General features: G+C 71.5%; 17 protein-coding genes. 7 read left to right on the forward strand and 10 right to left on the reverse strand.

The genetic code is table 11. From position 1 onward, the window contains the following. Positions 1-51: 51 nt before the first annotated feature. The gene (ppk2, locus tag ASF88_RS02060; protein ID WP_055913552.1) at positions 52-960 is read right to left on the reverse strand and encodes a polyphosphate kinase 2; all 909 of its coding nucleotides are present in this window, start codon (positions 958-960) and stop codon (positions 52-54) included. A gap of 156 nt (positions 961-1,116) precedes the next feature. Then, positions 1,117-2,022: an alpha/beta fold hydrolase gene (locus tag ASF88_RS02065; protein ID WP_082518700.1), complete on the reverse strand. Its 906-nt coding sequence runs from the start codon at positions 2,020-2,022 to the stop codon at positions 1,117-1,119. A 152-nt stretch (positions 2,023-2,174) separates the two neighbouring features. Here ASF88_RS02065 and ASF88_RS02070 point away from each other — a divergent pair, with 152 nt between their 5' ends. Then, the gene (locus tag ASF88_RS02070; RefSeq protein WP_055913554.1) at positions 2,175-4,985 is read left to right on the forward strand and encodes a helix-turn-helix transcriptional regulator; all 2,811 of its coding nucleotides are present in this window, start codon (positions 2,175-2,177) and stop codon (positions 4,983-4,985) included. 17 nt (positions 4,986-5,002) lie between these two features. Here the strand turns inward: ASF88_RS02070 and ASF88_RS02075 are convergent, their stop codons facing one another. Genes ASF88_RS02075 through ASF88_RS02100 form a run of 6 tightly spaced genes read right to left on the reverse strand, consistent with a single transcriptional unit; the run spans position 5,003 to position 10,543 of the window. Then, positions 5,003-5,824 carry an inositol monophosphatase family protein gene (locus tag ASF88_RS02075; RefSeq protein ID WP_235493240.1) on the reverse strand — a complete coding sequence of 274 codons (822 nt, stop codon included), beginning with the start codon at positions 5,822-5,824 and terminating at the stop codon, positions 5,003-5,005. Positions 5,825-5,838: 14 nt separating this feature from the next. After that, positions 5,839-6,540, reverse strand: a complete 702-nt coding sequence (locus tag ASF88_RS02080) for a glycerophosphodiester phosphodiesterase (RefSeq protein WP_055913556.1) — start codon at positions 6,538-6,540, stop codon at positions 5,839-5,841. Then, positions 6,537-7,595 carry an ABC transporter ATP-binding protein gene (locus tag ASF88_RS02085; RefSeq protein ID WP_235493241.1) on the reverse strand — a complete coding sequence of 353 codons (1,059 nt, stop codon included), beginning with the start codon at positions 7,593-7,595 and terminating at the stop codon, positions 6,537-6,539. Before ASF88_RS02085 ends, ASF88_RS02080 begins: the two co-directional genes overlap by 4 nt. 28 nt (positions 7,596-7,623) lie before the next feature. After that, entirely contained in the window at positions 7,624-8,445 is an 822-nt protein-coding gene (locus ASF88_RS02090; RefSeq protein ID WP_055913561.1) for an ABC transporter permease, read from the reverse strand. Further along, entirely contained in the window at positions 8,445-9,392 is a 948-nt protein-coding gene (locus ASF88_RS02095; RefSeq protein ID WP_055913564.1) for an ABC transporter permease, read from the reverse strand. The genes ASF88_RS02090 and ASF88_RS02095 overlap by 1 nt, the downstream gene beginning before the upstream one ends. Further along, on the reverse strand, positions 9,392-10,543 hold the full coding sequence (locus tag ASF88_RS02100) for an extracellular solute-binding protein (RefSeq protein ID WP_055913567.1): 1,152 nt from the start codon (positions 10,541-10,543) through the stop codon (positions 9,392-9,394). Before ASF88_RS02100 ends, ASF88_RS02095 begins: the two co-directional genes overlap by 1 nt. 207 nt (positions 10,544-10,750) lie before the next feature. Between ASF88_RS02100 and ASF88_RS02105 the strand changes: the two genes are divergently transcribed. The 6 genes from ASF88_RS02105 (at position 10,751) to ASF88_RS02130 (ending at position 14,707) form a co-directional block, all read left to right on the forward strand. Next, positions 10,751-11,503, forward strand: coding sequence for a DeoR/GlpR family DNA-binding transcription regulator (locus tag ASF88_RS02105; protein ID WP_055913568.1), 753 nt, complete (start codon positions 10,751-10,753; stop codon positions 11,501-11,503). 82 nt (positions 11,504-11,585) lie between these two features. Then, positions 11,586-12,428 (forward strand): ribokinase, encoded by an 843-nt coding sequence (locus ASF88_RS02110; RefSeq protein ID WP_055913573.1) that lies wholly within the window; start codon positions 11,586-11,588, stop codon positions 12,426-12,428. Then, a complete protein-coding gene (locus ASF88_RS02115; protein ID WP_055913576.1) occupies positions 12,425-13,357 on the forward strand; it encodes a nucleoside hydrolase in 933 nt (310 codons plus the stop codon). The genes ASF88_RS02110 and ASF88_RS02115 overlap by 4 nt, the downstream gene beginning before the upstream one ends. Before the next feature lie 60 nt (positions 13,358-13,417). After that, complete coding sequence (locus ASF88_RS02120; protein WP_055913579.1) at positions 13,418-14,059, forward strand: NADPH-dependent F420 reductase; 642 nt, start codon at positions 13,418-13,420, stop codon at positions 14,057-14,059. A gap of 130 nt (positions 14,060-14,189) precedes the next feature. Then, positions 14,190-14,453, forward strand: a complete 264-nt coding sequence (locus tag ASF88_RS02125) for a type II toxin-antitoxin system Phd/YefM family antitoxin (RefSeq protein ID WP_055913582.1) — start codon at positions 14,190-14,192, stop codon at positions 14,451-14,453. Next, on the forward strand, positions 14,450-14,707 hold the full coding sequence (locus ASF88_RS02130) for a type II toxin-antitoxin system RelE family toxin (RefSeq protein WP_055913585.1): 258 nt from the start codon (positions 14,450-14,452) through the stop codon (positions 14,705-14,707). Before ASF88_RS02125 ends, ASF88_RS02130 begins: the two co-directional genes overlap by 4 nt. 7 nt (positions 14,708-14,714) lie before the next feature. Here the strand turns inward: ASF88_RS02130 and ASF88_RS02135 are convergent, their stop codons facing one another. Beyond that, a complete protein-coding gene (locus ASF88_RS02135; protein ID WP_055913588.1) occupies positions 14,715-15,386 on the reverse strand; it encodes a class I SAM-dependent methyltransferase in 672 nt (223 codons plus the stop codon). Beyond that, positions 15,383-15,898: an SRPBCC family protein gene (locus tag ASF88_RS02140; RefSeq protein WP_055913591.1), complete on the reverse strand. Its 516-nt coding sequence runs from the start codon at positions 15,896-15,898 to the stop codon at positions 15,383-15,385. The genes ASF88_RS02135 and ASF88_RS02140 overlap by 4 nt, the downstream gene beginning before the upstream one ends. Positions 15,899-15,908 lie beyond the last annotated feature (10 nt).

The raw sequence follows: 15,908 nt of genomic DNA on the forward strand, positions 1-15,908 counted from the left end.
CGTCAACCATGTCAACCAGGGCGGGAGGTCTCCCAGCCGGCCGGGGCCCGCCTATTCGTCCGCGTCGAGTCTCTTGCCGCGCATGACGATCAGCGGGTCGGGACGCGTGACGACGGAAGCGTCTTTGCCCTCGTAGTCGAACTGGGCGAGGAAGTGGCGCATCGCGTTCACGCGCGCACGCTTCTTGTCGTTGGAGCGGACGATCGTCCACGGAGCGTGCCGCTTGTCCGTGCGGCGGAACATCTCCTCCTTGGCCGCCGTGTACTCGTCCCACCTGTCGAGGGAGGCGATGTCCATCGGCGACAGCTTCCAGCGACGCACCGGGTCGAGCTGGCGCATGGCGAAGCGGGTGCGCTGCTCGGTGCGCGAGACCGAGAACCAGAACTTGGTGAGGTGGATGCCCGAGTCGACGAGCATCTTCTCGAACGCGGGCGCCTGCGCCATGAACGACTCGTACTCCTCGTCGGTGCAGAATCCCATCACGCGCTCCACGTTCGCCCGGTTGTACCAGGATCGGTCGAACATCACGATCTCACCGGCCGTGGGCAGATGCTGCACGTAGCGCTGGAAGTACCATTGGCCGCGCTCGCGGTCGCTGGGCTTCGACAGGGCGACCACGCGGGAGGTGCGCGGGTTGAGGTGCTCGGTGAACCGTTTGATGGTGCCGCCCTTGCCCGCGGCATCGCGCCCTTCGAAGACGATGACCGCGCGGCGGTCGTTGTCCTCCAGCCAGTACTGGAACTTCAGCAGCTCCACCTGCAGCTGGTACTTCTCGAGCTCGTACTGCTCGCGGGTCATCCGCTCGGAGTACGGATAGCCCTCCTGCCAGGTGTAGACCGGGTTGCCTTCGGGGTCGATCAGATCGGGGTCGGGAGTGTGCCCGCCCTGCACGGTGTAGCCGGCCGTCCGCAGGTACTCGATGTACTCGCGGAGGTCGTCGTTGGGGAACTCGCCTGTCATCCGTCCCCCTGCCGGGAGTGTACGTGAGCCAGGTGTACAGCCGGTACTACGGACGTCCGGTGGGCGCGGTCGTGACGGGAGCGGGCGGGCGACCCGATGAAGGGTCGTCCGCCCACTGCTCTCCTGCTCGACGACGGCTGCTCGCCGCAGTCCGGGTCAGGCGACCCGGCCGGTGGCGAGGAACTCGATGAGCAGTTCGTTCACCCGCTCGGCCTCGTCGTGGTGAACCCAGTGCGATGCTCCCTCCAGGCGCTCGACGGCGACCAGGTTCGGCACGTCCTCCGCGTGCGGCTCGGCCAGGCCGGCGCCCAGGAAGCGGTCCTCCTGGCCCCAGATGACGAGGGTCGGTGCGGTGACGGTGAGCACCTTCTGCTTCGACCCGAGCCGCACGGCCGCGCGGTAGTAGTCGATCATGCCCGTGGCGGCGCCGTCCTGCGACCAGGCCTCGCGGTACCGGTCGAGTTCGTCCTCGGTGTAGGCGGGCTGGGCGTCGCGGAAGAACCGGCTGAAGAACCGCCAGTCGTCCTTGGCCGCGTGCCGTTCCGGCGTGCCCATCAGCTGGAAGTAGAAGAAGTACCAGCTGCGCTCCAACTGACGCGGGCTCTTCAGGCCCTCGTTGAGCTTGCGCGGGTGGGCGGCGTTCAGGATGACGAGCCGCTCGACGACCTCCGGGCTGTTCATCGCCAGCGTCCAGGCGATCGAGCCGCCCCAGTCGTGGCCGACGACGGTCGCGGTCTCGCTGCCGAGCGCATGGATCAGCGCGGCGATGTCGGCGGCCGGCTTGTCGGCGGTGTAGTCCGCGAACTCCGCGGGCTTCGACGACAGGTTGTAACCGCGGAGGTCGGGCGCGACGACCCGGTAGCCCGCCTGCACGAGCGGCGCGATCTGGTCGCGCCAGCCGTACCAGAACTCCGGGAAGCCGTGCAGCAGCAGGACGAGCGGACCGGTGCCGGCCTCCACGTAGTGCAGCGTCACGCCGTCGGCGACCTCGGCGAAGCCGTCGCGGAGCTCGACTCCGATGCCGAAGGCCGAGCGGGCGGTGGTGGTTGCTGTGGTGTTCATGATGGATCCCCTTTCCTGAGATCTCGTTCCGATGTCACCAATCGTCGTCGTGCGCTCACCCCGTCGCGCCCGGGTGACCCCCGGGTCCGCTGCCGTGCGGGTCCCTTGCCAGCGGATGACCGCATCCCTAGGGTCGGAACCGGCGGTGGGTCATGTCGATCGAGGAAGAGCGCCCGGCGTTGCGGGGCAGGGACGACGAGTGCGCGCGGCTCGACCGGCTCCTGGCCCAGGCGGCCTCCGGTCGGAGCGACGTGCTGGTGTTGCGCGGCGAGGCGGGCGCCGGCAAGACCGCCCTGCTCGACTACGCCGCGCAGCGCGCGGCCGGTCTCACCGTCGCGCGCGTGAGCGGAGTCGAGTCGGAGGTCGAGCTCGCGTACGCGGTCCTCCAGCAGCTGTGCGCGCCGTTCGCCGACCGCGTCTCCGGGTTGCCGGAGCCGCAGCGGCAGGCGCTCGGCACGGTGTTCGGCCTCCGGAGTGGGGAGCCGCCCGATCGGTTCCTGGTCGGGCTTGCCGTGCTGGGTGTGCTCGCGGAGGCCGCGGAAGCGGTGCCGCTCCTGTGCATCGTCGACGACGCGCAGTGGGTGGACGCGGCGTCGCTGCAGACCCTGGCGTTCGTCGCGCGGCGGCTCGGCGCCGAACGGGTCGGGATGCTGTTCGCGATACGGGAGGCGGAGGAGTCCGCAGAGCGGCCCGCGGCCGGGATCGACGACCTCCCCGCCCTCGAACTGCGTGGCCTCGCGGATGCCGACGCGCGGGCCCTCCTCGACTCGGTCGTCGCCGGCGCGCTCGACGAGCGGGTGCGCACCAGGATCCTCGCGGAAGCGCGCGGCAACCCGCTCGCCCTCCGGGAGCTGGCGCACGACAGGGACGCGGTGGACGGGTCAACAGGCAGCGCCGATGACGGCCAGGCGGTCGCCATCCGGATCGAGCGCGGCTTCGCCCGTCGGCTCGAACCGCTCCCTCCCGAGACACGGCGGCTGCTGCTGATCGCCGCCTCGGACCCGTCGGGCGACGTTGCGCTGCTGTGGCGGGCCGCCGACGCGGCCGGCATCCCGGCCGACGCGCTCCGGCCCGCGCAGGAGGCCAGGCTGCTGGAGCTCGGCGCACAGGTGCGCTTCCGGCATCCGCTGATGCGCTCGGCGGTCTCGCACTCTGCGACGGAGACCGAGCGACGCGCGGCCCACCGCGCTCTCGCGGACGCCATCGTCGACCCGGCCGACGCCGACTACCGGGCCTGGCATCGCGCAGCGGCCTCGACCGGTCTCGACGAGGAGGTCGCGACCGAGCTCGAAGAGTCGGCGGACCGGGCGCGCGCACGCGGAGGCTGGGCGGCGGCCGGCGCCTTCCTGACCCGATCGACGGAGCTCACTGTCGACCCCTCCTGCCGGGCCCGCCGGGCGCTCGCCGCGGCCGACGCGCGGATGCAGGCCGGCACCGTCGACGCGGCCCGCGCGATGCTCGCCATCGCGTCCGCGGGCCCGCTGTCCGAGCTCGACGACGCGCGAGCCCAGCTGCTGGGCGCCCGGCTCGCGTTCGCCGCCACGCGCGGAAGGGAGGCGCCCGCGCTGCTGCTGAGCGCCGCGAAGCGCTTCGAGACACTCGACGCTGGCACCTCCCGCGACACGTACCTCGAGGCGTTCACGGCCGCGCTCTTCGCGGGTCGGCTCGCGCGCGGCGGCCACGCCCTCGACGAGGTGGCCTCCGCAATCGGGGAGGCGCACTGGGGCGACGCCGGGGAGGGGCCGCCGTCAGCCCGCTCGCTGCTCCTCGGCGGCTTCGCGCAGCTCGTCATGCGCGGGTACGCCTCCGGCATCCCGGTGCTGCGTCGCGCGCTCGACGCTCTGCGCACAGATCCGCTGCCCGACGAGGACGCGCTGCGCTGGCTCTGGCCGGCCTCCCGGGCCGCGCGCGCCGTCGGCGACGACGACGCCTGGATCGAACTGACAGCCCGGAACGTGGACCTCGCCCGCCGCTCAGGCGCCCTGAGCATGCTGTCCATCGCGCTCACGGAGCGGTTCACCGTCGAGCTGTTCGTCGGGGACCTGGCTGCCGCGCTCGCCGTGGCCGCCGAAGCCGACGCCGTGACGTCGGCGACCGGCCGCGGACTGAGCCCGCACATCGCATTCCTCCGCGCCGCCTGGGGTGGAGCCGAGACGGAGGCCCGGGCGATCTTGGACGCGAACCGCCCCGACGCCGCCGCCCGCGGCGAGGGGCTCTGGCTCGCGGGCACCGAGCTGACCAGCTCGGTCTTCCTGAACGCGTTCGGCCGGTACGACGAGGCTCTGGAGGTCACCGAGCGCGCCGCCGGACACCCATTCGAGCTGGGACTGTCGACCTGGGTGTATCCGGAGCTGATCGAGGCGGCCGCCCGCAGCGGACGGCCCGGCAGGGGAACGGATGCCCTCGCCCGCCTCGACGAGATCGTGCAGGCCTCCGGAACCGATTGGGCGCTCGGGGTGCTCGCCCGCTGTCGCGCCCTCCTCGCCGACCCCGGCGATGCCGGCGATCCTGAGGCTCTCTACCGCGAGTCGATCGACCGCCTCGCTCGCACCCGCATCCGTGTCGCGCTGGCGCGCACCCGCCTCGTCTATGGCGAATGGCTGCGCAGGCAGGGCCGTCGCGTCGACGCGCGCGCGCAACTGCGTGCAGCGCACGAGTTCTTCCGCGAGGTCGATATGGAGGGATTCGCCGAGCGCACCCGGCGGGAGCTCGCGGCGACCGGGGAGACCGCCCGCGCCAGGACGGTCGACACCGCCAACGACCTCACCGAGCAGGAGGCCCTCATCGCCCGGCTCGCCGCGGACGGCCGCAGCAACCCGGAGATCGGCGCGCAGCTCTTCATCAGCCCGCGCACCGTCGAGTGGCATCTGGGAAAGGTGTTCACCAAGCTCGGGGTGACGACCCGCAGGGAACTGCGGACCGATGCCGTGGGCTCCCTCGCGCGGGGGCTGGGTTCGACCTGAGGCGAGCGGAGCGATCCCTACACCAGCGCCGCCTGATCCCTGGCGTCCTTCCACAGGGCGAACAGCTCTGCCGCGACCTCGGGCGCGGCCACGAGGATGCCTCCGGTCTCGGGGAAGAGCGTCGGCCGGCCGTCGTGGCCGAGCACCGCGGCGCCCGCCTCGTGCGCGATGAGCACCGCCGCCAGGTGGTCGACCGGGCTGAACCGGTGGACGAGGCCTCCAACACCGCGGCTGGCAGCCGGGCCGAGGAGGGTGAGTGTTCCCGAGCCCATCACGCGCAGCGTGCAGAACGCGGTCGAAAGCGACTGCGCGAGCTCGCGCAGACCGGTCCAGGCGCGGTGGCCGGCGAGTTCGCTGCCGACGACGCCGCCGGTGAGCGAGCCACCCGAGCGGAGCGTGAGCGGCTCGCCGTTGCAGCGGGCGCCCTCGCCGGCGACGGCGTCGAAGAGCGCGTCGTGCCACGGGTCGGCCACGACGCCGACGAGCGGGCGGTCATCGATCGCGAGCGCCAGGGAGAACGCCGTCCAGGGGATGCCGTTGGCGAGGTTCGTGGTGCCGTCGACCGGATCGAGGTACCAGGTCGGGCGACCGGGAACCGCTTCGCCGCCGAATTCCTCGCCCACGAACGCGTGGCCCGGGAAGCGGAGGCGGACCTGTTCGCGCACGTACTGCTCGATCGACCGGTCCAGATCGGTGACAAGATCGGCGGGGTCGGCCTTGGTCGTCACCGTCGTCACCGGATGCGTCCTTGTCTGCTCGATCGCCCAGGCGCCCAGCTCGACGGCGAGGGCGCGGGCAGCGGCCAGTTCCTCCGGCTTCATAGCGTCGTTCTCGTTCACAGCCTCGTCTCCGTTCACAGCGTCACCATCCCCGTCCGCATCGTCAGCAGCCTGTCCAGCTGGTTGGTCGTGATCGTGTCCACGCCCAGGTCCAGCGCGCGGGCCAGATCCTCCGGCTCGTCGAGCGTCCACGCCGTCACCGTCAGGCCGGCGTCGTGCACGCCGCGGACGAACGCCTCGTCGACGATCGGGAACGGCACGTTGATCGTCACCGGGTTCAGCGCGGCGAGTTCTGCCGCCCCCGGCACGCGCAGCTGGCGCCATGGCAGCCAGATCCGGGCGGAGGCGTCGAGGTCGCGCAGCACGCGCATCCCGTCGAGGTCGCCGCACCAGTCGACGGTGGTGCCGGTGGCCGCGGCGAACGCGGAGGCCACGGCGTGAGCCGGCGCCGCGAACCGGGCGTCGTCCATGTCGACCACCAACCGGCTCGCGACGCCGGCGAAGAGCGGGAGCACATCGGCGAGCAGCGGAGGCCGGTCGTCCGGGCCTCCGAACGCCCGGAGCTCGGCCGCCCCCACCTCGTCGATGCCGCGCGCATCGCCCCAGAGCCGCTCGAGCGTGGGGTCGTGCAGCACGACCACCTCGCCGTCGACGGTGAGCCGCACGTCGATCTCCACGATCTCGGCGCCCTTGGCGATGGCGGAGCGAACGGCCGGGAGGGTGTTCTCGCGGAACACGGACGAGTCGCCGCGATGGGCGGAGGCGCGCGCGATCATGCGACCACCGCCTCGGGCTGGCGCACCAGACGGCCGTCGCGGTAGATCAGCGCCGCCTCGATGGAGGCGAAGCCGACCGCACCGAGCGCAGGCGGACGCCCTGACGCGTACGCCGACAGCGTCACGTCGTCGCGCCGCAGGCGCAGCTCGTGGAAGTGGCCGTGCGGCACGACCCGCTCGACAGTCGCGTGCAGCGCGCCCGGCCGGGGCGTCGTCGTGAACGCGACGGACTCCGGACGGACGCCGACGACTCCGGGCCCGTCGACGATGCGGACACCGTCGAACGACCCCTCGAAGCGGTTGAGGGAGCCGATGAACGTGGCGACGAACTCGGTCTCCGGCCGCGCGTACAGCTCGGCCGGTGTCGTGAACTGCTCGATGCGGCCCGCGTTCATGACGGCGACGCGGTCCGAGATCGAGAGCGCCTCCTCCTGATCGTGCGTGACGATCACCGTGGTGATGCCGAGCCGCTGCTGGAGGTCGCGGATGTCTTCGCGCACCTTGACGCGCAGCTTGGCGTCGAGGTTGCTGAGCGGCTCGTCGAGCAGCAGCACGTCCGGCTCCTGCACGAGCGCGCGGGCCAGCGCGACGCGCTGCTGCTCGCCGCCGGAGATCTGCGGCGGGCGCGAGTCGCGGTGATGCAGGAGGTTGACCAGGCCGAGCATGCGCTCGACGCGGTCGGCGACCTCCGCGCGAGAGAGCCGGCGCAGCCGCAGCGGGTACGCGACGTTCGTCGCGACAGTCATGTGCGGCCACAGCGCGTAGTTCTGGAACACCATCGCGCTGGGCCGCTTGTCGGGACCGAGGCGCGTGACGTCGCGGCCGGCCATGGTGATGCGGCCGGCGTCGGGGGCGAGGAAGCCGGCGATCATCCGGAGCGTCGTGGTCTTGCCGCAGCCGGAGGGCCCGAGCAGGGAGACGAGCTCGCCGCGCTGCACCGTCAGGTCGAGGTCGTCGATGATGGTGCGGCCGCCGAGCGTCTTGCGGAGGGCGGTCAATCGGAGGCCGCCGTCGCCGGTGGGGTCGGCGCCGCCGACAGGGGTGGGGGAGGACATGGAGCGCTCCTTCATTCGGGCTGGCTGTTCATTTGAGCTGGAAGCCCTCGGCCAGCTGGCCGCCCATGACGTGCTTGCGCACGGCGAGCAGCAGCACCACCGAGGGGATGGCGAGCAGGATCGAGAACACGGCGGCGACCTGCTTGGGGAAGTTGAGGACGAGGCTGTACATCTCGGTGGGCATCGTGAGGATGTCGGGCGCGCCGACGAGGTAGGTGCCCTGGGCTTCGTCGAACGCCGCGAGGAAGGCCATGACCGCGCCGACCAGGATGCCGGGCAGTGCCAGCCGCAGCGTCACCGTGAAGAACACGCGCGCCCGTGAGGCGCCGGCGTCGCGTGCCGCCTCCTCGAGCGAGCGCGGCACCGCCGAGAACGCGGCGGCAGGGATCCACGTCATGAAGACGATCGTGCCGAGCAGCTGCACGACCACGATTCCGGCGAACGTGTTCATCAGGCCGAGCGCGTAGTAGAGGGAGGCGAGGGTCGCGAACAGGCCCATCCGCGGGAAGGCGTTGGTCGCGAACAGCCCGATCAGGAACAGCCTCCGCCCCGGGAACTCGAAGCGCGCGAACGCGTACGCGGCGGGCAGGCAGACGACGGCGGAGACGAGCACGACCACCGGAGTGATCAGCAGCGAGTTCTGGATCGACGAGCCGAGCGCCTGGTCGGTGAAGACGGTCTGCCACCAGCGCAGCGTCCACGAGTCCGGGAGCAGGTTCGGGTAGGTCCAGCGGTCGGCGAACGCGTGTGCGCCCAGCCAGACGAGCGGCCCCAGCACGAACACCAGCAGCACGACCGCGAAGGCCGTGACGCCCGCCGTGCGCAGAGCTGCAGAGACGGGGCGCGGCATCAGATCCTCCCCTCGCGGCGGGCGCTGCGGAAGTTCGCCCAGACGTACAGCGCGCCGATTCCGGCTGCGGCGAGGAAGACGACGAACGCCATCACGAGCGACTGCTGCGGCTGGTTGTACGCGGTGAAGTAGCTGGCGAGCGAGACGCCGAGCATCGTCGGCGCGTTCGGGCCGGTGAAGTACGGGACGGTGTAGGAACCGATCACGCCGATGGCGGTGAACGTCACCGCGATGACGATCGGCACGGCGCTCATCGGGAGCAGGATGGTGCGCACGATGCGCGCGGTGCCGGCGCCGGCGTCCCTAGCCGCCTCGATCAGGGCGTCCGGCACGGACTGCAGGCCGGACGCGATCATCAGCACGGCGAACGGCAAAGAGGTCCAGGCCGAGCCGATCACGATGGCGACCGCGGTGTACGACCACACCGGAGCCTCCAGACCGACCTGGGCGAACAGGCTGCGGAGGAAGCCGTCGGCCGAGTAGAACGTCAGGATCGCCCACGACGCGATCACCACGGGGATGAAGAGCGGCACGATCGCGACCGCGGATAGCAGCCGCGCGAGCCGGCCGCCGTAGAGGCGCAGGTAGAGGCCGATCCCGCCGGCCAGGACGACGACGATGGCCGTGCTGGCCAGGGTGACGCCGACGGTCAGGCCGAGGTCCTGCCAGAAGGCCGGGGTCGTGAACACGTCGCCGTAGGCGGCGAACGTCGGTACGGCGCCGTCGGCGTGGTGCACGTTCTGGCCCACGGCGGCGACGACCGAGTTCAGCCCGCCCGTGAAGCCGACGCTGAAGGCGAGGGCGAGCACCACGGGCACGCCGACGAAGAGCGCGATGACGACGACCGGCGGAAGGGCGAGCAGGAAGCCCGCCGCCGCGGACCGCGACGCGTGGTGCGCGCCGCGGTCCGCGGTGGCCGCCGCCGTGGTGGCGGTGACGGTGGCCATTACTTGCCGGGGACCTTCTGGGCCCACGCCTTGTTCATGTCGGCGGAGACCGTGGCGAAGTACGACGGGCGCAGGTGCGCGATGTCGGCGTCCTTGAAGAGGGCCTGCGAGGCCGCGGGGAGCTTGTCGAGCGCGATCACCGGGTAGCCGGAGATGCTGTCGGAGACGAGGCCCTGGGCGGCCGGCGTGAGCAGCCAGGAGACCAGCTTCTCCGCGCCCGCCTTGCGCGGCGAGGCGGACGGGATGCCGAGGTAGCTGGCGCCGCCGGTCAGCGACGGGTCGGAGATCTGCGTGTAGGCGATGTTCGCCGGGATCTGGCCGTTCTTGTGCCCGGTGATGAACTGGTCGCTCCACACCGGGGCGACCGAGATCTGGCCGCTGGAGAGCAGGTCGAGGACCTGGTTGTTCCCGTTCGGGTAGACGCCCTTCTGGTACACGTACGGGTTGAGGGAGGCCAGCGTGGCGAAGCCCTTGTCCCATCCGCTCTCGACGCTCGGGTCGGTGCCCGTGACCAGCTTGGTGCGGTCGGCGTCGGAGAGGTTCTGGTCGAGCACCGTGGAGACGAACGCCGCTCCGCTGCCGCCGGTGTCGGGGGAGTTGTAGGCGAACTTGCCCGGGTGCGCCTTGATCCACGCGAGCAGGTCGTCGAGGGTCTTCGGCGGCGTGGGGACGGTCTTGGTGTCGTACGCGAGGACGACGCTCGAGCCGCGGTAGGGGATGCCGCCGTTGCCGCCGGCGGTGACGAGGTCCTTCGGGACGTCGGCCAGGCCGGGGACGTTCGCACTGGTGACCTTCGTCAGCAGGCCCGACGCGGCGACCTGGGCGACGAAGCCGGCGTCGACGAGGTCGTAGCCCGGGTCCTTCTTCTGCAGGGTCGCCGCGGTGAGCTTCGCGACGGTCTGCTGGTCGTGGAGGCCGTGCAGGTCGAAGTCGACGGAGACCGTGTAGCCCGGGTTGGCCTTCTCGAACGCCGGGATGAGGGTCTTCTGCCAGAGGTCCTGGATGTTGGTGTCCGCGCTGAGGAAGACGGTCAGCTTCTTGTCCGAGCCGTCGGTGGACGACGCGGCCGAGCTGCTCTGGGCGCAGCCGGCCAGGGCGAGGCCCGCGGCCGTGACGACCGCGAGGGAGGCGAGCAAGCGGGAGGTTTTCACGAAAGCGCTCCTGAGTGGGAGAGGGAGTGAGTGGGAGTCGCTGCGCCCGGTCGGGGGCGAGCGGTTTCACGCTAACCGTGCTGCGCGTTCGTGGCGATAGTCCAGAGCGAGGTTTCAAATGAGCGCCCAATACTGTTCATTCGGCATTCATATGAGCGAAAATGAGCACCGTGACGCTGGAAGTGTTCACATCTGAGAGGAGAGCGCATGCTGACGCACCAACGCGAACAGGCCATCGTCGACCGCGTCCGCACGGCGGGGAGCGTCACGGTCGAGGAGCTGTCGGCGCTGTTCGACGTCAGCGGCACCACCATCCGGCGCGACCTGGAGCGCCTCGAACTCGCCGGCAACGTGCGGCGGGTGCACGGCGGCGCCACCCTCCCTGAGGCCGAGCACGACGAGCTGGCGGACCTGGACGCCGACGCCGCCGAGAAGCGCGTCATAGCGTCGGCGACCGCCGACCTCGTCCGCGACGGCGATGTCGTGCTGCTCGACATCGGCCACACCACGCTCGCGATCGCCCGCCACCTCCGCGATCGGCCGGTGACGATCGTCACGAACAACCTGTGGATCCTGCGCGTGCTGGGCGACGACCCCGTCTGCACCCTCATCCTGCTCGGCGGGGCCGTCGGGTCGAAGCCGGGCACGGTGTCCGGTCCGCTCACCGAGCAGATGCTCGCCCTGATCCACGCGGACGTCGCCGTGATCAGCAGCGGGGGTGTCCGCCCCGACGGCTCGGTGGTGACGGACCTCAACCAGGAGGCGACGATCAAGCACCGGATGTGCCGCGCGGCCGACCGGACCATCCTGGTCGCGACGTCGCTCAAGTTCCCCGGAGAGGGCGCCTTCCAGATCGCGTCCCTGCACGACTTCGACATCGTCGTCACGACGCCCGGCTCGGGCACGGCGACGCTGGAGGGCGCTGGCGGGTACGGGACGCAGGTCGTGATCGCGGGTTAGAGCGCGGCCGCCGTCGGCGAGGAGATCGTCCGCGCTATCGTGGTCGCCGCGGCGAATGCGCGCGTGCTGGAGGGATGACACGATGAGGGCAGCGGTGCTGGGCAGCATCAACATCGATCTGGTGGCCTCGGCGCCGCGCCTTCCGAACCCCGGCGAGACAGTCTCCGGGCACGCGTTCCGCCGCGAGGCGGGCGGCAAGGGCGCCAACCAGGCGTCGGCCGCCGCGCAGCTCGGCGCCGACGTGGTGATGTTCGGCGCGGTCGGCCAGGACGCCGACGGCGACCTCGCGCTCGCTACGCTGCGTGCGGTCGGCGTCGACGTCGAGAGCGTCCGTCGCGTCGCGGAGCCCACGGGCGTCGCCCTGATCGTCACCGACGACGCGGGCGAGAACCAGATCGTCGTCTGCGCGGGAGCGAACGCCGAGGTGGTGGCGCCTCCCGCCGATGTCTCGCCCGGCGACCGCGCCTTCGACGTGCTGATCGCACAGCTCGAGATCCCTGCGGAGGTGGTGGAGGCCGCATTCCTGGCGACCGACGCCTTCACCGTGCTGAACGCCTCGCCGGCGCGCGAGCTGCCCGAGCGGCTGGTGCGGCGAGCCGACCTGATCGTGGTCAACGAGCACGAGTACGCGGCGATGGAGTCGCTGCGCGCCGCGCGCCGTGTGGTCGTCACCTACGGCGGAGCCGGGTCCGCGCTCTTCGAGAACGGCGAGCGCACGGCCACGGTGCCTGCGGTGCCCGCCACGGTCGTCAACTCGGTCGGCGCGGGCGACGCCTACTGCGCGGCCGTCGCATTAGGCTTGGCGGCCGGCGCCGACCCGTGCTCCGCGCTCGCGACCGCCTCGGCCGTCGGCGCGGCCGCGGTCGCCGACCCGGCCTCCCAACCGGCCCTCTTCCCACTCCACGACTACGAGGCGATGACATGACGGCTCCGCTCTACCTCGACTGCGACACCGGAATCGACGACGCGCTGGCGATCGCCGTGCTGCTCCGCGCCGGCGCCGACCTCGCCGGGATCGGCACGGTCAGCGGCAATGTCTCGTCGGCGGTGGCCGCCCGGAACACCCTCCATCTGCTCGAGCTCGCCGGACGGACCGACATCCCGGTCGCGATCGGCCGCCACGATCCGCTGAGCGGGCGGTTCGGCGGCGCCGCGGCCGACGTCCACGGATCGGAGGGCCTGGGCGGGCTCGTCGTCCCGGAGCCGCTGGCCCAGCCGGTCGCATCGACTGCGGTGGAACTCCTCCTCGAGCTGTCGCACCGTCACGCGGGCGAGCTCGACATCCTCGCGATCGGGCCGTTGACGAACCTCGCGGAGGCCCTCGCGGTCGACCCGACCCTCCCCGAGCGGATCCGCCGGGTCACCATCATGGGCGGCGCCGTCGAGGTGCCGGGCAACATCACCCCGATCGCCGAGGCCAACATCTTCAACGACCCGGAGGCCGCGGAGATCGTCTTCGCCGCACCGTGGACGATCACGCTCGTGCCCCTGGACGTGACCATGGACCACGTCATCACGGCGGAGGAGGTGGAGCGCCTCGCGGCGAGCGACGACCCCCTCCTGCACGCCGTCGCCCTGGCCTTCGAGCTGTACCTCGACTTCTACGCCGGCGTGTTCGAGAGCCGGAGCGCGGCGCTGCACGACCCGCTGGCCGCGTTGGTCGCGATGGAGCTGCTCCCCGTCACCGGCCGGCTCGAAGGACCGATCACGGTCGAGACGGCTGCCGGCGCGGAGCGCGGACGGACGGTCCGGGGGAGCGGGCAGAGCGACCGCCCCGTGCACACGGCCGTGGTGGCGACGGAGCCTGCGGCGGCCGCGATCCTGACGGTGCTCGGCCGCTCCGGCGCCGCCTGAGAATCTGTGCAGCTCGCGCCGGGTGCGGAATTCGGGCGACTCCTCCGGGTTGAAGACGTCATGACCAACGTAGGAATCATCGGAGCCGGCCACATCGGCACGGCACTCGCCCAGACCTTCATCGAGCACGGCTACACCGTCACCATCGCGAACTCGCGGGGTCCGGAGACGCTCGCGGATCTCGTCGCGAAGCTCGGCCCGTCCGCGACCGCCGCGACCGCCGCGGAGGCCGCCGCGGCCGGCGACTTCGTCGTCGTGACCGTGCCCCTGAAGAGCTACCGGGACATCCCGGTGGCGCCGCTCGCGGGCAAGATCGTGATCGACACCAACAACTACTACTTCGAGCGCGACGGTCACATCGCCGAGCTCGACGACGGCACCGCGACCGTGTCGGGGCTGCTGCAGGCGCACCTGCCGGAGTCGAAGGTCGTCAAGGGCTTCAACCACATCGGCGCCCGCGACATCCCGACGACCGGCTCGCCTGCCGGTACGCCGAACCGCCGAGCCCTCGCCACCGCGAGCGACTTCGACGACGCCGCCGCACTGGTGACGTCGATCTACGACGAGTTCGGCTTCGACACGGTGAACATCGGCCCGCTCTCGGAGAGCTGGCGCGTCGAGCGCGACCGCCCCGCGTATGTGGTCCGCCAGAACCGCGAGGAGCTCGAGGCCAACCTGGCGAAGGCGTCCCGGACGCTCTGAGGTCGCAGCAGCATCGACCACCTTCACGAAGGCCGGCACCGTGTGGTGCCGGCCTTCTGTGTTCTCATGCTTCGCAGATGAGCAAATTGTCCTATTTGCACGATTACGTACATTTTGCTAGTCTTTCCGTATGATTGAGGTTGCGATCACGGATGCGCGGGGCCGGTTGGCGTCCATCGTTGACGAGGCGCGGGTCGAGCCGGTCTATCTCACTCGGCGCAATCGTCCCGTGGCGGCGGTGATCGACTCGGGGCAGCTGGAGCATTTGCTGGAGGACGCAGAGGAGCTCGCGGATATTCGTGCCGTCGACGCGGCGTGGGAAGAGACTCAGAACCTCGGCGAGGCTCCCATTCCATGGGAGGACGTCAAGCGCGATCTCGGCCTGACTCTGTGAGCTATGTCGTCGAGGTGCTGCCCGCGGCAGCGCGAGCGATCCGCAAGCTCCCGCCAGAGGCCCGCACTCGCGTTGCGGCTGCAATCGAACTGCTGAGCGATGAGCCCCGACCACCGGCGGCGAAGAAGCTCACGGGGCGCCCGGAGTGGCGTGTGCGGACGGGGGACTATCGGGTTCTCTACCGGATCGAGGACAGCGTCTTGACCGTTGTGATCGTCCACGCCGGCCACCGTCGGCACGTCCACGAGCGCTGACGCGCCCCTACTCCCGCGCCGTCCCGGTCGCCAGGAACGCCGTGCCGATGCAGAGCTCCCGCCAGCCCGGGTCGGCCAGGCCCTCCCGCGCGGCCGCGCGGATCTCCTCCCACGGCCGGCTCGCGATCCACTCGTCGAGGGAGGCCGACCTGCCGACGACGGCGACCCCGAGCCGGGACATCCACGTGGGCGTTCCGACGGGCAGCTTCAGGTCGAGCACGGCGAGGCGGCCACCGGAGGCCAGCGCGGCGGCGGCGTGCGCGACCGCCTGTCCACGCCCGGGCACCTGGGTCAGCGCATAGGTGGACAGCACCGCGTCGACGCCCGCGGGAAAGACGAACCCGGCGGCGTCGGCCTGGACGAGACGGACGTTCCGCCAGCCGTTCGCCTCCACCCGGCCCCGGGCGCGCGCGAGCATCGCGTCGGTCAGGTCGACGCCGATGATGCGGCCCTCCGGCCCGATCGCCCGCTGCAGCAGCGGGAAGTTCAGGCCGGTGCCGCACGCGAGGTCGACGACGGTCGCGCCGGCGTGCAGGCCGAGCGCGCGCACCGCGAGCAGGCGCTGGCCGTGCTGCGGGTAGCCGGGCACGGGCGAGAGCCGGGAGGTCACGTCGTAGTGCGCGGCCTTCCTCCGGTAGGTCTCGATCAGGCGTTCCCTGGTGCGGTCGGCGTCGGTCACGGCGACCCCGTTCCGGCCTGGACGTCGGCCTCCACCGCAGCGCGGATGCCCGTCATCTCGAGGTCGCTCACGCGCTGGATCTGCGCCTGGAGGGCCCGCGCGGGGTAGATGCGCATGACGTTCGCCAGGTCGACCTCCACCCACATCATCGCTGCGGTGCCGCTCTCGCCGACCGGGACGAACTCCATACCCCAGCGCGCGACCGAGGTGCCCATCGTGCCGGCGAACGCCATCGCGTGGGGCTCGTCCACGGCGGTCACCCGTTCGCTCCGGCGGTGGTCGAACCCCAGGTCGTGCGCGCGCTGATCCACCCATGCGCCGGCTCGCAGGGGGCCGCCGCCGCGGATGCGGCACTCGACCACGGTGGGCGCCCACTCCGCCCACCGGGCGACGTCGCACAGGTACGCCCACACGGTGTCGATGCCGGCGGCGACGATGATGCGGCTCTCGGTCCGGATGGTGCGGGCGCGGGTGTCCGCGCTGGTCTGGTTGATGCTGTGTCTGATGGTCATGGGCCGACGG

This window comes from Leifsonia sp. Leaf336, assembly GCF_001423695.1.
Lineage (GTDB): Bacteria > Actinomycetota > Actinomycetes > Actinomycetales > Microbacteriaceae > Leifsonia.

Bases quoted from the DNA above. Each gene is read 5' to 3' on its own strand.
- ppk2 (WP_055913552.1), bottom strand. From the start codon at position 960: ATGACAGGCGAGTTCCCCAACGACGACCTCCGCGAGTACATCGAGTAC.
- ASF88_RS02065 (WP_082518700.1), bottom strand. From the start codon at position 2,022: ATGAACACCACAGCAACCACCACCGCCCGCTCGGCCTTCGGCATCGGA.
- ASF88_RS02070 (WP_055913554.1), top strand. From the start codon at position 2,175: ATGTCGATCGAGGAAGAGCGCCCGGCGTTGCGGGGCAGGGACGACGAG.
- ASF88_RS02080 (WP_055913556.1), bottom strand. From the start codon at position 6,540: ATGATCGCGCGCGCCTCCGCCCATCGCGGCGACTCGTCCGTGTTCCGC.
- ASF88_RS02085 (WP_235493241.1), bottom strand. From the start codon at position 7,595: ATGTCCTCCCCCACCCCTGTCGGCGGCGCCGACCCCACCGGCGACGGC.
- ASF88_RS02090 (WP_055913561.1), bottom strand. From the start codon at position 8,445: ATGCCGCGCCCCGTCTCTGCAGCTCTGCGCACGGCGGGCGTCACGGCC.
- ASF88_RS02095 (WP_055913564.1), bottom strand. From the start codon at position 9,392: ATGGCCACCGTCACCGCCACCACGGCGGCGGCCACCGCGGACCGCGGC.
- ASF88_RS02105 (WP_055913568.1), top strand. From the start codon at position 10,751: ATGCTGACGCACCAACGCGAACAGGCCATCGTCGACCGCGTCCGCACG.
- ASF88_RS02110 (WP_055913573.1), top strand. From the start codon at position 11,586: ATGAGGGCAGCGGTGCTGGGCAGCATCAACATCGATCTGGTGGCCTCG.
- ASF88_RS02115 (WP_055913576.1), top strand. From the start codon at position 12,425: ATGACGGCTCCGCTCTACCTCGACTGCGACACCGGAATCGACGACGCG.
- ASF88_RS02120 (WP_055913579.1), top strand. From the start codon at position 13,418: ATGACCAACGTAGGAATCATCGGAGCCGGCCACATCGGCACGGCACTC.
- ASF88_RS02125 (WP_055913582.1), top strand. From the start codon at position 14,190: ATGATTGAGGTTGCGATCACGGATGCGCGGGGCCGGTTGGCGTCCATC.
- ASF88_RS02140 (WP_055913591.1), bottom strand. From the start codon at position 15,898: ATGACCATCAGACACAGCATCAACCAGACCAGCGCGGACACCCGCGCC.